Here is a 12,927-nt window from a genome sequence, read left to right as displayed (position 1 = left end):
GGACCTAGGTACATGGTCTGGGCGTTTCCAAGCCCCAAACTCCATGATCAGCGCAGGTCTGCGGTGCGGGCGCCATCGAGAAACCGCAACGGATTCGCGGACAGCAGCTTGCCCCGCTGGGCGTCGGTGAGCACCGCCGCCTCCCGAACCACCCCACCCGCCGGACGTTCCCCCAACGGGTACGGGTAGTCGCTACCCAGCACCACCTGGTCCTCCCCCATCGCCGCGACCAGCAACCGCAGCGGCTCCGGCTCGAACACCACCGTGTCCACGAAGAAGCGGGCCACGTAGTAGCTAGGGGGGTGCTGCGACGCCCCGCGAACCGCGTCGCCCCGGCGATGCCAGGCGTTGTCGGCCCGGCCGAGCCAGAACGGAAAACTACCCCCGCCGTGGGCGAAGCAGATTCGCAGACTCGGCGGCAACCGATCGAAGGCGCCCCCCAGCACCATCGCCAGGATCGACAAGTGCGTCTCAGCCGGCATGCTCACCAGCCACCGCGCCATCCATCGGTCCAGCCGGGGCCCGGCCGGCATGTCCCACGGATGCACCAGCACCGGCGCCCCGACCGACGCACAGTGCTGCAGAAACTCCACGATCCCCGGATCGTCGAGGTCCCGGTCGCCGACGTGGTTGCCGATCTCCACCCCCAGGTGGCCGGCGGCCAGGCAGCGATCCAGCTCCGCCACCGCGCGTACCGGATCCTGCAACGGCACTTGGCAGAACGGCAGCAGCCGGGCCGGATCCGAGGCGGTGAACTCCAGGGTCAGATCGTTGAAGATCCGGCAGACCTTGGCCGCCTGGTCAGCCGCCCGGTCGTACGAGAAGAACAACGGCGTGGGCGAGACCACCTGCCGGTCCACCCGGTCGGTGTCCATGTCACCAAGTCGGGTCGCCGGATCCCACGCCGATCGGCGGACGGGTCGAAACTCCTGCTCGCCGACCATGAGCATCGCGGCGCGCTCCGAGTCGATCCGCAGCCATGGCCAGCCGTCGCCGCCGCAGACCGACGCCAACTCCGGCCAACCCTTGGGGACGAGGTGAGCGTGGACATCGACCACCGGGGTGGCGGCGGTCATCAGCCCTTGCCCGGGTGCGTCGCTCCGCAGCTGTCACAGGTACGCGCCTGCTCGTCGGCGTAGAAGGCGTTGAAGACCGGCGGCAGATCGGCCACGATGTCACGTACCTGGAGCTCTACCTCGTGGACGAGATGGTTGCACTCGAAGCAGTACCACTGGAACTTCTCCAGCTCACCCTCCTGCCGTACCTTTTCGATCACCAGCCCGATCGAGCCGGCCTCGGGCCGCTGCGGGGAGTGCGGCACGTTGCCCGGCAACACCCACATCTGACCCTCGCCGATGTGGACGTCCTTGGGCTCACCATCCACCATGGTCTTGACGTGCATGTTTCCCTTGATCTGATAGAAAAACTCTTCGTACGGGTCGACGTGGTAGTCGGTCCGCTGGTTCGGACCTCCCACCACCATCACCAGAAAGTCGTCGCCGGTTGGGAAGACCTGCTTGTTGCCGACCGGCGGCTTCAGCAGGTGCTTGTGCTCCTCGATCCACTCCGGGAAGTTGATGGGGGAAGCCGGTTCACTCATCGCGTTACTCCTCTCTGGGCTTCGGGTCTACCGCGGTGGCTTGGGCTTCAAGCAGTAGCTGCGGGTGGGGCAGCTGATGCACCGCGACAGTGGTCCGAGTCGGGCCAGTCTCGTCGAAGTACCCAGCCCACACCTCGTTGAACCCGCCAAAATCATTCATGTTGACCAGATAGACCGTGACCTGCACCAGATCGCTGAGCTCAGCACCGGCGGCGGCCAGCAACTCCCGCAGGTTCTCGATCACCGCCCGCGTCTGCACCCGAATATCCAGACTGGTCGTACCAAACTCGTCCGCATCGGCACCAGCGATGCTGTTGTCCGGCCGACGGGCCGAGGTCCCCGACACGAAAATGAACCCGCCAGCGGACTTCACATGCGGAAACCGACCCCGCGGCACCGCCTTACCAGCAACCACCTTCGCGTCGCTCACGGCCGCACCTCCAAACTGGCCCCACCCAACTGCTCCACCACCGCCCGCACATGACCAGCCCCCGGCAGCGGCACCGCCGCAGTCGCCGCCCCGGCCAACAGCACCCAACCCGGCTGCGGCACCAACCCCGCACCACCGGCCAGCTTCAGACCACGCTGCAGCGCCCGCCACGGGTCACCCAGAATCGCCGCGGTCGACCCGGTCTCCACCACCTGCCCATCCACCTCCAACAACACCCCAAAATTGGCAAGCCCAGCAGGTATCGGCCGCCACGGCCCCAACACAAACCCGGCCGCGGACGTGTTGTCGGCGACCACATCCGGCAACGTGAACCGAAAATCGGCGTACCGCGAATCGATCACCTCCAACGCCGCAGCCACCGCCACCGGCTCACCACCAGCACCCAGCCGGAACGCCACCTCCGGCTCCACCCGCGGATGGATCAACCCCCCGGTCGACACCGCATCACCGTCGGCGATGCTCATCGCGTCGGTCAGCCGCCCCCAGATGACCTCATCAACCCCCATCTGGGCCATCTTCGCCGCACTGGTCAACCCCAACTTCACCCCCACCAACCGCTCCCCGCGGCCCAGCCGCCGCGCCACCAACGCCTCCTGCACCCGATACGCATCCGCAACGGTCAACTCGGTGCCGGCGGTCAACTGCTCAACCGCCTCCCCCGCCACCGCCGCCTGGTCGACCCGGGCAGCCAACGCCGCGAAATCCACGCTCATGCCACCGGCTCCTGCCACTGTCGAGCCAAATCCAACGCCACATCCACGATCATGTCCTCCTGACCACCGACCATGCCCCGCCGGCCCAACTCCATCAAAATCGCCCGAACATCCAACCCGAAACGGTCAGCGGCCCGTTCGGCGTGACGCAGAAAACTTGAATACACCCCGGCGTAACCGAGTGAGAGGGTCTCCCGATCCACCCGCACCGGCCGGTCCTGCAACGGCCGCACCACATCATCAGCGGCGTCCATCAACGCGAACACGTCACAACCATGCTGCCACCCGTGCAGATCAGCCACCGCGGCGAACACCTCCAACGGGGCGTTACCCGCGCCGGCTCCCATCCCAGCCAGCGAGGCATCCACCCGGGTAGCACCATGCTCCACCGCCACCACACTGTTCGCCACCCCCAACGACAGATTGTGATGGGCGTGGATCCCCACCCCGGTGGCCGGATCCAACACCTGCCGATAGGCATCGACCCGGTCCGCCACATCCCGCATCGTCAACCGACCACCCGAATCAGTCACATACACACAATGCGCCCCCGCCTGCTCCATCAGCTTCGCCTGCGAAGCCAACTCGGCCGGCGAGGCCATATGCGCCATCATCAAAAACCCAGCCACATCCATCCCCGCATTACGGGCCCACTCAATATGCTGGGCGGCGATATCCGCCTCGGTGCAGTGGGTCGCGACCCGGACACTGGCCACCCCCACCTCCCGAGCCGCCTTCAAATCGGCGATCGTGCCGATCCCCGGCAACAACAACGTGGTCAGCTTGGCCCGGGTCATCACCTCCGCCGCCGCCGCCAACCACTCCAGATCGGTAGCGGCCCCAAACCCATAGTTCACACTCGAGCCGGCCAACCCGTCACCATGCGCCACCTCGATCGCCGCCACCCCCGCCGCGTCCAACGCCGCCGCAATAGTCCGCACCTGCTCCACCGTGTACCGATGACCGATCGCGTGCATCCCATCCCGCAACGTCACATCCTGCACATACACCGAAGTCACGACACCACCCCCACCGTCACACCGGCCGCCACCCGCTCCGCCGTCCGCAACGCCGCCGACGTCATAATGTCCAAATTCCCGGCATACGCCGGCAGATAATCCCCGGCACCGGCCACCTCCAGAAACACCGACACCAACAACCGCCCCGACCGCTGCTCAAACTGCACCGGCTGCGCCAACCGATACCCCGGAACATACTGCTGCACCCGGGCAACCATGCCGGTGACCGCAGCGGTGATCGCCGCCTGGTCAGCCTCCCGATCGTCGCAGAGACAGTAGACAGTGTCCCGCATCAACATCGGCGGCTCGGCCGGGTTCAACACAATCACCGCCTTACCCCGCCGCGCACCACCCACCACCTCGATCGCCCGCCCGGTGGTCTCGGTGAACTCGTCGATGTTGGCCCGAGTGCCCGGCCCGGCCGACCGGGACGCGATCGCGGCCACGATCTCCCCATACGCCACCGCAGTCACCCGCCCGACCGCCGCCACGATCGGCACCGTCGCCTGACCACCACAAGAAACCATGTTCAGGTTGCCCGCCCCCAACTGCTCATCCAAATTCACCGGCGGCACCACATACGGACCCAACGCCGCCGGCGTCAGATCGATCAACGTCCGGCCGGTGCCCCGCAACGCCTCATCATGGCGACGATGCGCCCCCGCCGAGGTAGCGTCGAAAACCACCCGCACCCGCGCAAACTCCGGCATCGCCAACAACCCAGCGACACCATCGGCGGTGGTGGCCACACCCAGCCGGCGCGCCCGAGCCAACCCGTCCGAGTCCGGGTCGATCCCCGCCATCGCCACCATCTCCAACGACTGCGAACGCCGCAACACCTTCACCATCAAATCGGTGCCGATATTGCCCGACCCCAACACCGCAACCCCGCTGCTCATACCGCCCCCTCCCGTAGTTCGAAGCAAACCCGCACCGACCCCAACCCAGAAATCCGCGCCTCAAACGCCTCACCGCCGGACACCGGCACCATCGGCCCCAACGCCCCCGACAGCACCAGGTCACCCGCCCGCAGCGGCGCCCCAGCAGCAGCCCGCACCCCCGCCAACCACGCCACCGCGTGCAGCGGATTGCCCAGGCACGCCGCCCCGGCACCGGTCGACACCGGCCGACCGTTGCGCTCCAACACCATCCCGCAGCCACGCAGATCCACAGCAGAAACCGGTCGAGGCGCAGTGCCGAGCACAAACCGGCCGCTGGACGCGTTGTCGGCCACCGTATCCACGATCGAAATATCCCACCCCGCCACCCGGGAATCCACAATCTCGATCGCCGGCAGCAGGTAATCCACCGCCCCGATCACCTCGGCCACCGTCGGATCCGGAACGGTCAGATCCGCGCCGAGCACGAACGCCACCTCGGCCTCCACCCGCGGCGCCAACAGACCCTGCCAACCCAGCTGCTCACCATCCGGGACCGCCATGTCAGCCAGCAACACCCCAAAATCAGGCTGATCCACACCCAGCTGCGCCTGAACCACCCGACTGGTCAAACCGATCTTCGCGCCGACCGGCCGCCGGCCCGCCGCCGTCCACTGCACCAGCTGCGCCTGCTGCACCGCATACGCCGCCGCCATCTCACCGGCCGGCAGCAACCGCCCCCGCAACGGTGGGCAGCCAACACCGGTCTGATACGCCGCCGTCAACTCCCCCACCGCCGCGACCACCCACTCCGGTTGACCATGGGGTTGGGGACCGGAAACCGCCCCCACCCCGTACCTAGGTCCATGATCAACTCGATGGGGGGTCATGAGAACTCCACGCAGACGTTGGTCAACTCGGAATAGAAATCAAGCGAATGCCGGCCACCTTCCCGACCCACCCCCGAGGCCTTCACGCCGCCGAACGGGGTCCGCAGATCCCGCAGGAACCAGGTGTTCACCCAGACCAGCCCAGCGTCAAGTCGCTGCCCGGCCCGGTGCGCCCGCCCGACGTCCCGGGTCCACACCGCCGCCGCCAGCCCGTAGTCACTGTCGTTCGCCAACGCCCACGCCTCGTCCTCCTCGTCGAACGGCGCCACGTGTACCGCCGGGCCGAAGATCTCCTCCCGGTTGGTGCGCGCCTGCGCCGGCAGCCCGGTCCAGACCGTCGGCTGCACATAACAACCCTCATCACGCTGATCACCAAAGACCGGCACCCCACCACCGGTATGCACCGTCGCACCCTCAACACCCGCCAGGTCGTAACAACCCAACACCTTCTCCCGATGACCCGCCGAAATCAACGGCATCGTCACCGCCTCCCCAGCATCCGGCCAACCCCACCCCAACTGCTGCGAAGCAGCCACAAACCGCGACACGAACTCGTCAAACACCGGCCGCTGCACCAACAACCGCTCCGTACACAGACACACCTGACCACCATTGGTGAAACTCGACCGCACCGACCCGGCCACCGCCGCGTCCAGATCCGCATCGGCGAACACCACCCCGGCGTTCTTACCCCCCAACTCGAACGACACCGGCTTCACCGTTGACGCCGCCGACCGCATAATCGCACTACCAGTCGCCGACTCCCCCGTAAACGTCACCGCATCCACCCCCGGATGCGACGTCAACCACTCCCCCGCCGCCCCCGCACCGTGACCATGCACCAGATTGAACACCCCATCCGGCACCCCCGCCGCCGCCAACGCCTCCGCCAACACCGTCGCCGACGACGGCGTCTCCTCCGACGGCTTCACCACCACCGCATTACCACACGCCAACGCCGGCGCCACCTTCCACGTCAACAACAACAGCGGCAGATTCCACGGCACCACCACCGCCACCACCCCCACCGGCTTGCGTACGGCGTAGTTGAGCGCCCGCGCCCCGTCGGCGGTAACCGTCTCAAACGACTCCGTGCCAGCGGTACTGATCAGGTCGGCAAACGCCCGGAAGTTCGCCGCCCCACGGGGGATGTCCAACCGCTGCGCCTGCCCGACCGGTTTGCCGGTATCGGCCACCTCAGCCGTCACCAAATCCTCGAACCGCCGCTCCAACTCGTCGGCGACCCGGCGCAGCAGCGTCGCCCGCTGCTGCGCGGACAACCGCCCCCACGGCCCCCGCAACGCCCCCCGCGCAGCCGCCACCGCCTCATCCACCACCGACTCCGACGCCTCCGGCACCTCGGCGACCACCCGACCCGTCACCGGGCTGCGCTTAGCAAACCCGGACCCGTCATCACGCCACCGGCCACCCACCAAATGCCGCAGACCCACCGGACCACCAGCGGGAAACCCACGACGGAGTTCAATCGGCCACTCGGTCATCGCCGCCACCGCCGAACCGCGGCGAGCCCGGCGAGCAGCAGCCCGGCCCCGGCGACGGCGCCCGCGGCGAGCACCGCCCGCTGCTGTCGACGTACCCGCTGCCGCACCTCCGCGTACGGGGTGCTGCTGAACGAGACCAGCTCGTAGCGGGACACATACCGGCCCGGCAGCAGCCGCTCCAGTCCGTGCTCGACCTGCTTGCGCAGCTGGTACGCCGGGGAGGCGACCCGGTCGCGCATCTCGACGAAGTTGTCCAAAGCCATCTCGGCGATGGCTTCGGTGTGCTCCCGACGGCGCTGCTCGAACAGCGGCAGGGCGTGGGACCAGTCGTCGCCGGTCTCCTCCAGACAGTGGTCCAGCCACACCACGTCCTCGAAGGCACAGTTCGCACCCTGGCCGTAGAAGGGCACGATGGCGTGGGCGGCGTCGCCGAGCAGGCAGACCCGTCCGTGTGCCTGCCAGGGGGCGCACCGCACCGTCCCGAGCAGGCCGACCGGGTTACGCCGGTAGTCGTCGACCAGATCGGGGGCGAGCGCCGGCACGTCCGGGTAGTGGGTGGCGAAGTGTTGCTCGATCGCGGCCGGGCTGGCGAGCGAGGCGAAGCTGCTGACCCCGCCGGTCGGCCAGAACAGGGTGCAGGTGAAGGAGCGGTCCGGGTTCGGCAGCGCGATCATCATCGAGGTGCCGCGGGGCCAGATGTGCAGGGCGCCGGGGTCGAGCGCGAACTGGCCGTCGCGCGCCGGGATCGTCAGCTCCTTGTAGCCGTAGTCCAGGAAGTCGAGTTCCTCGGTGAGCAGGCCGTGGCCGAGCAGTTGCCCGCGGACTGCGGAGCCGGCGCCGTCGGTACCGAAGACGACGGCGGCGGTGGCCTTGCGGTCACCGGCAGGTGTTTCGAACCGGAGGTCACCGGTGGCCGGGGCGAGGCCGACCAGCGTGTGCTCGAAGTGGACTTCCACGCCGGCGGCGAGCGCCGCGTCCAACAGCGCCTGGTTCAGCGATCCCCGGCTGATCGAGTTGATGGCGCGATCCTGGTCGGAGCTGTACGGCTGGAAATCGAGCTCCCCCTGGACGGGGTGGATCATCCGGCCCCGCATCGGCAACGCGTCGGCCAGCGCCACCTCGGCGAGGCCGATCCGGCGCAACGCGTCCAGCCCTCGCTCCGAGAGCGCCAGGTTGATCGAGCGCCCGCGTTCGGCGGCGCCGGTCCGGGGGTCGGCGCGTCGCTCGTACATGGTGACCCGGCGGCCACGCCGCGCCAGGTAGCACGCGAGCAGGCAGCCGGCGAGCCCGGCACCGACGACCGCCACGTCCTCGTCGCGTTTCATGCTCCCACCCCTAGGTCGGCTAGCGCCCGGGCGGCGCGCCAGCAGTCGTGGTATGTCGAGTAGAGCGGCACCGGCGCCAGCCGGACCAGGTCGGGCGGGCGGGCGTCGGCGACCACCCCGTGCTCGGTGCGCAGCCGCTTGGTGAGGCCGCCCGAGTCGGCGACCCGTACCGAGAGTTGTGCGCCGCGCCGCTGCGGATCGCGTGGGGTGACCATCGGGGCGCCGATCTCGTCGAGTAGGTCGGCGAGGTAGCCGGTGAGCCGGATGCTGCGGGATCGTAGCGCCGCCATCCCCACCTTGTCGAAGATCTCCAGGGAGGTGCGGACCGGGCCCATCGCGAAGATCGGCGGGTTGGAGATCTGCCAGGCGTCGGCCGCGGCGGGTGGGCGCGACACCGGGGCCATCTCGAACCGGGTCGCCGGGTCGGTGCTCCACCACCCTTCGAACCGGGGCAGGTCGTCGCGGCCGAGGTGGCGTTGGTGGATAAAGACGCCGCCCAGCGCGCCGGGGCCGGCGTTGAGGTATTTGTACGAGCACCAGGCGGCGAAGTCGACGCCCCAGTCGTGTAGCCGCAGCGGCACATTGCCGGCGGCGTGGGCGAGGTCCCATCCGACCACCGCGCCCGCCTCCCGCCCGGCCGTGGTGATCGCCGGCAGGTCGAGCAGTTCGCCGGTCAGGTAGTTGACGCCGCCGAGCAGCACCAGCGCGACCGTCTCCCCTTCGCGGCGCAACAGCTCCACAATGTCTTCAGTGCGCAGGTGGGCTTCGCCGGCGCGGGGGGTGAGCCGGCGGACCGTCTGCTCCGGATCGAGCCCGTGGTAACGGACCTGGCTACGCACCGCGTAGCTGTCCGAGGGGAAGGCGGTGTCCTCGATCAGGATCCGGTTACGCTGCCCGGCCGGCCGGTAGAAGGAGACCATCAGCAGGTGCAGGTTGACCGTCAGCGAATTCATCACCACGGTCTCGGCGGGCAGCGCGCCGACCAGCCGCGCGGCCGGCTCGGTGAGCTGCTCGTGGTAGGGAAGCCAGGGCCGTTCACCCACCAGGTGCCCCTCCACCCCGAGCTGCGCCCACGCGTCCACATCGGCCAGTAGTTCGGCGCGGGTGGCGCGAGGCGGCAGGCCGAGTGAGTTACCCGCCAGGTAGGCGGCCTCCGGATAGTCGCCGCCCTCGGCCGGCGGGATGTGGAACCAGGGGCGGTGGCCCGGGTCGGCCTCGTCCCGTTGCTGGGATTCGCTCTCGGGCTGGTCCATCGCGCCTCCGCCGGTCACATCTCGGTACGCGCGGACCACAGCTCCGGGAAGACCGGCTGCGCCGCGCGGTTCTGCAGCCAGGCTAGACCGGAAGAGCCGCCGCTGCCGGCCTTGGCTCCCATGGTCCGGCGTACCGCGGTGACGTGCTGGTCGCGCCAGTGCCCGTACTTCTCGACCAGGTCGGTGAGCGCCTCGCCGAGCAGCCGGAGTTCGTTGTCGGGCCGGTCGTCGTGGTAGATCTTCACCCAGGCCGCTTCGACCTCGGCGGACGGTTCATACTCGGCGGCGAAGTCGCGGTCGACCAACTCCTGGGGGATGGCGTAGCCGCGCCGGCCGAGCAGCGCCACCACGTCGTCCCACAGGCTCGGCGCGGCCAGCCCATCGGTCAGCGCCTGGTAGACATCGCGTTGTCGCTTGAACGGCCGGATCAGGGTCGCCGACTTGAGCCCCAGCAGCATCTCCAGGTGCCGGTACATCGCGGACTGGAAGCCGGAGGCCTCGCCCAGCTGCTCCCGGAACCGTTGGAAGTCGACCGGGGTCATCCAGCCCAGCCCGCGCCAGGCGGCGTTCAGCCCGTCCAGGTGGAGGCTGGCGCGACGGATCGGGGCCAGCGCCCCCCAGACGTCGTCGGCGCGTAGCCGATCCTGGATCTGCTGGAGCTCGAAGCGGATCAGCCCGAAGTAGAGCTCCATCACCTGGCTGATCATCAGGAACGACATCTCGCCCGGATCGGAGGTGACCGGCCGCTGCAACGAGTGCAGCGTGGTGGCCCTGACGTACTGGTCATACGGCACCTGCTGGTCGAACTCGACCTTGGGCCCCCCGTTGCGTACACCGCTCGCCATGCCCTTCATGATCTCGTCGGCGACCGGGAAACGGAAGTACGGATCAACGGTCGGATAGCCTGGTGGCTTGTCATCCGAGGCCGGTGACGCTGGTGGACTTTTGGAACGGAAACCGAATGATGGATTCGACCGACTGGGCGCTACTAACCGAATTGCAGGCCGACGCCCGATTGTCGTACAGCGAGCTCTCCCGCCGGGTGCACCTCTCGCCGCCGGCGGTCGCCGAACGGGTACGCCGGCTGGAGCAGACCGGGGTGATCACCGGGTACCACGCCCACGTGGACCGGGCCAAGACCGGTTGGTCGGTGCTGGCGATGATCCGGATGTCCTGTTATGGCCCCCGCTGCGTGCTGCGCGACCCGCAGGTCGCGCAGTGGCCGGAAATCCTGGAGATCTACCGGATCACCGGCGACGCCTGCAGCCTGTTGAAGGTTGCGGCCGGGTCGATGGACGCGTTCGAGCGGGTGATCGACCAACTGGCGCCCTACGGCCGCCCCTCCAGCACCATGGTGCTCTCGACACCGCTGAATTGGCGGCCCGTGACCTCCGCGGATCCGGAAAGTTTAGATACCATCGAACACGAGTGAAGCGCCAGCGACCAAGACCAGCAGGAGGTCTCCCCCGGTGCGCAGTTCGTCGGACCACCGCCCTCACACCGAGGCAGCCAGCCCTGACCTGATCGGTGCCCGGATGCGGCAGTTCCGCACCGAGCAGGGCCTCACCCTGCGCGGGCTCGCCGCCCGTTCCGGGCTCTCGATCGGTTTCCTCTCCCAGGTCGAGCGGGGCATCTCCTCGATCGGCCTGACCGCCCTCGGCAGCGTGGCCAGCGCGCTCGGGCACAGCGTCGCCGAGTTCTTCCACGACGACTCGACGCCCACCGGCGGGGCCGGCGGGCAGCCCCCCAGCCGGCCACAAAGCAATCACCAGGCCGAAGACCTGCCGGTCCACTTCACCCTGACCCGCCGGGAGGTCGCCGGCAGCCAGTACGTCTCGGGCCAGCAGACCTACCGGATGCTCTCCGACCGCGGCCGCAACCTGGTGTTGGAACCGATGCTGGTGCACATCGCCCCGGGCGGCCGCAAGGAGGACGCGTACGGCCACCCGGGCGAGGAGTTCGCCTACGTGGTCGAGGGCGAGCTGCTCTACGAGGTGGAGGGCGTCGAGCACCGGCTCTACCCGGGAGACAGCCTGCATCTGCGTTCGACGGTGTCGCACCGGCTCTACAACGACACCGATCAGGTCACCACCGTGGTCTCCGTGGTGACCCCGCGACTCTTCTGAACCTGTTCACTGAGACTTAACTTCCAGCTGCTCGGCGAGCCGGGCAAAGGTCGTATGCCAGATCGGCGCCGCCGGGTCGATCACCGAGAAGTGGTCGCCGGCGGACTCCAACACCGTCACCCGGTCCCCGGCCGACCGCGCCGACTCCGCGTACCGACGGTTCAGGTCCACCAGGTCCGGATCGTCCTGCCGCCCCTGCACGATCAGCTGCGGTACCCGCAGCGGCAGCCGCGCCGCCGGGTCCGCCGCCGCGTACTGCGCCGGGACCTGCTCCGGGGTGCCTCCCAGTGCGGCCGCCACCGCCCCGGTGCCCAGCCACCGGCGCTGCGCCTCGACCAGATCGACCACCCCGGCCAGCGACACCGCCACCGCCACCCGCACCGGCCCATCGGTGGCGCTGTCGGCCGCCGCCCGCAGCGCCAGCTGCCCACCGGCGGAGTGCCCCAGCACCGCGACCCGGTCCAGGTCGAGCCGGTCCGGGCGGTCGGGGAACTCGGGCAGCGCGGAGAGCGCCGCGATCCCGGCCGCCACATCGGCGGCGGTGGCCGCCCAGCCGTGCTGGTCCGGTCGCCGGTACTCCAGGTTCCAGGCGGCGTAGCCCCGGTCCGCGAGGTCGATGGCGAGCGCGTCCATCAGGTCGGCCGCCCACTGCGATCGCCAGAAGCCGCCGTGGAGCAGCACCGCCACCGGGGGCGGGTCGCCCCCGGGCCGCGGTCGGGGTAGCCGCAGCTCGGCCCACTGCTCCGGGTCCGGCCCGTAGCGGAACCGCCGCGCCGGCCGGCGGAGCCGGTGCACCGCATGCCGGATCGCCCAGCACAGGCCCCAGACGCCCCGCCCGTACAGGTGGACGGCGTCACCGGCGACCGGCACCGGGCCGGTGCGGGTCAAGTCGTACCAGACCGTACGCGCGGCGTGCGGCCCGTCGCTGATCAGCAGCTCCCGGGTCGCCGGATCGTCTCCGGGCAGCACCACCAGGGCCCCGGGGATCTGCTCCAGCGACGCCGCGACCGCCGCCGCGTCCGCCGCGATCTCGACCCGCCCGACCACTCCAAGCTGCGGAAACTCTGCCTCGGCGGTCTCCCGGAGCAGGTCGGGGTCGGCCCGCAGCCCGGGTCCGACGATCACCGTCACTGTCAGGTCACTCATCATCCTCCGATCGTGCCCCGCCCC

14 protein-coding genes are annotated in these 12,927 nt (G+C 69.2%); 2 read left to right on the top strand and 12 right to left on the bottom strand.

The annotated features are described in order from the left end of the window. Positions 1-47: 47 nt before the first annotated feature. Genes JQS43_RS06660 through JQS43_RS06610 form a run of 11 tightly spaced genes read right to left on the bottom strand, consistent with a single transcriptional unit; the run spans position 48 to position 10,476 of the window. The gene (locus JQS43_RS06660) at positions 48-1,076 is read right to left on the bottom strand and encodes an amidohydrolase family protein (protein WP_239678192.1); all 1,029 of its coding nucleotides are present in this window, start codon (positions 1,074-1,076) and stop codon (positions 48-50) included. Then, positions 1,076-1,600, bottom strand: a complete 525-nt coding sequence (locus JQS43_RS06655) for a 3-hydroxyanthranilate 3,4-dioxygenase (protein WP_239678191.1) — start codon at positions 1,598-1,600, stop codon at positions 1,076-1,078. Before JQS43_RS06655 ends, JQS43_RS06660 begins: the two co-directional genes overlap by 1 nt. 4 nt (positions 1,601-1,604) lie before the next feature. Next, on the bottom strand, positions 1,605-2,030 hold the full coding sequence (locus tag JQS43_RS06650; protein ID WP_239678190.1) for a RidA family protein: 426 nt from the start codon (positions 2,028-2,030) through the stop codon (positions 1,605-1,607). After that, positions 2,027-2,764, bottom strand: coding sequence for a 2-keto-4-pentenoate hydratase (locus JQS43_RS06645; protein WP_239678189.1), 738 nt, complete (start codon positions 2,762-2,764; stop codon positions 2,027-2,029). The genes JQS43_RS06650 and JQS43_RS06645 overlap by 4 nt, the downstream gene beginning before the upstream one ends. Then, entirely contained in the window at positions 2,761-3,783 is a 1,023-nt protein-coding gene (gene dmpG, locus JQS43_RS06640; protein WP_239678188.1) for a 4-hydroxy-2-oxovalerate aldolase, read from the bottom strand. Before dmpG ends, JQS43_RS06645 begins: the two co-directional genes overlap by 4 nt. Beyond that, positions 3,780-4,682 (bottom strand): acetaldehyde dehydrogenase (acetylating), encoded by a 903-nt coding sequence (locus JQS43_RS06635; protein ID WP_239678187.1) that lies wholly within the window; start codon positions 4,680-4,682, stop codon positions 3,780-3,782. The genes dmpG and JQS43_RS06635 overlap by 4 nt, the downstream gene beginning before the upstream one ends. Further along, on the bottom strand, positions 4,679-5,551 hold the full coding sequence (locus tag JQS43_RS06630; protein ID WP_239678186.1) for a 2-keto-4-pentenoate hydratase: 873 nt from the start codon (positions 5,549-5,551) through the stop codon (positions 4,679-4,681). Before JQS43_RS06630 ends, JQS43_RS06635 begins: the two co-directional genes overlap by 4 nt. Beyond that, positions 5,548-7,053 carry a 2-hydroxymuconic semialdehyde dehydrogenase gene (locus JQS43_RS06625; protein ID WP_239678185.1) on the bottom strand — a complete coding sequence of 502 codons (1,506 nt, stop codon included), beginning with the start codon at positions 7,051-7,053 and terminating at the stop codon, positions 5,548-5,550. Before JQS43_RS06625 ends, JQS43_RS06630 begins: the two co-directional genes overlap by 4 nt. Beyond that, positions 7,050-8,378 carry an FAD-dependent oxidoreductase gene (locus JQS43_RS06620; RefSeq protein WP_239678184.1) on the bottom strand — a complete coding sequence of 443 codons (1,329 nt, stop codon included), beginning with the start codon at positions 8,376-8,378 and terminating at the stop codon, positions 7,050-7,052. Before JQS43_RS06620 ends, JQS43_RS06625 begins: the two co-directional genes overlap by 4 nt. Then, positions 8,375-9,631: a kynureninase gene (gene kynU / locus JQS43_RS06615; protein WP_239678183.1), complete on the bottom strand. Its 1,257-nt coding sequence runs from the start codon at positions 9,629-9,631 to the stop codon at positions 8,375-8,377. The genes JQS43_RS06620 and kynU overlap by 4 nt, the downstream gene beginning before the upstream one ends. A gap of 14 nt (positions 9,632-9,645) precedes the next feature. Next, a complete protein-coding gene (locus tag JQS43_RS06610; RefSeq protein ID WP_239678182.1) occupies positions 9,646-10,476 on the bottom strand; it encodes a tryptophan 2,3-dioxygenase in 831 nt (276 codons plus the stop codon). Between the two features lie 119 nt (positions 10,477-10,595). Between JQS43_RS06610 and JQS43_RS06605 the strand changes: the two genes are divergently transcribed. Continuing rightward, the gene (locus tag JQS43_RS06605) at positions 10,596-11,063 is read left to right on the top strand and encodes an Lrp/AsnC family transcriptional regulator (RefSeq protein WP_239679336.1); all 468 of its coding nucleotides are present in this window, start codon (positions 10,596-10,598) and stop codon (positions 11,061-11,063) included. Positions 11,064-11,100: 37 nt separating this feature from the next. Beyond that, positions 11,101-11,757, top strand: coding sequence for a helix-turn-helix domain-containing protein (locus tag JQS43_RS06600; protein ID WP_239678181.1), 657 nt, complete (start codon positions 11,101-11,103; stop codon positions 11,755-11,757). Between the two features lie 6 nt (positions 11,758-11,763). On the opposite strand, the gene JQS43_RS06595 is transcribed toward JQS43_RS06600, so the two are convergent. After that, positions 11,764-12,906, bottom strand: coding sequence for an alpha/beta hydrolase (locus tag JQS43_RS06595; RefSeq protein WP_239678180.1), 1,143 nt, complete (start codon positions 12,904-12,906; stop codon positions 11,764-11,766). Positions 12,907-12,927: the final 21 nt, after the last annotated feature.

This window comes from Natronosporangium hydrolyticum, assembly GCF_016925615.1.
Taxonomy (GTDB): Bacteria; Actinomycetota; Actinomycetes; order Mycobacteriales; family Micromonosporaceae; genus Natronosporangium; species Natronosporangium hydrolyticum.
Note: the sequence above shows the minus strand (reverse complement) of the source record. Positions and strands in the feature narration are given on the sequence as shown.

Coding starts and splice junctions, on each gene's coding strand:
- JQS43_RS06660 (WP_239678192.1), bottom strand. CDS start 1,076: ATGACCGCCGCCACCCCGGTGGTCGATGTCCACGCTCACCTCGTCCCC.
- JQS43_RS06655 (WP_239678191.1), bottom strand. CDS start 1,600: ATGAGTGAACCGGCTTCCCCCATCAACTTCCCGGAGTGGATCGAGGAG.
- JQS43_RS06645 (WP_239678189.1), bottom strand. CDS start 2,764: ATGAGCGTGGATTTCGCGGCGTTGGCTGCCCGGGTCGACCAGGCGGCG.
- JQS43_RS06635 (WP_239678187.1), bottom strand. CDS start 4,682: ATGAGCAGCGGGGTTGCGGTGTTGGGGTCGGGCAATATCGGCACCGAT.
- JQS43_RS06630 (WP_239678186.1), bottom strand. CDS start 5,551: ATGACCCCCCATCGAGTTGATCATGGACCTAGGTACGGGGTGGGGGCG.
- JQS43_RS06625 (WP_239678185.1), bottom strand. CDS start 7,053: ATGACCGAGTGGCCGATTGAACTCCGTCGTGGGTTTCCCGCTGGTGGT.
- JQS43_RS06620 (WP_239678184.1), bottom strand. CDS start 8,378: ATGAAACGCGACGAGGACGTGGCGGTCGTCGGTGCCGGGCTCGCCGGC.
- kynU (WP_239678183.1), bottom strand. CDS start 9,631: ATGGACCAGCCCGAGAGCGAATCCCAGCAACGGGACGAGGCCGACCCG.
- JQS43_RS06610 (WP_239678182.1), bottom strand. CDS start 10,476: ATGGCGAGCGGTGTACGCAACGGGGGGCCCAAGGTCGAGTTCGACCAG.
- JQS43_RS06605 (WP_239679336.1), top strand. CDS start 10,596: ATGGATTCGACCGACTGGGCGCTACTAACCGAATTGCAGGCCGACGCC.
- JQS43_RS06595 (WP_239678180.1), bottom strand. CDS start 12,906: ATGATGAGTGACCTGACAGTGACGGTGATCGTCGGACCCGGGCTGCGG.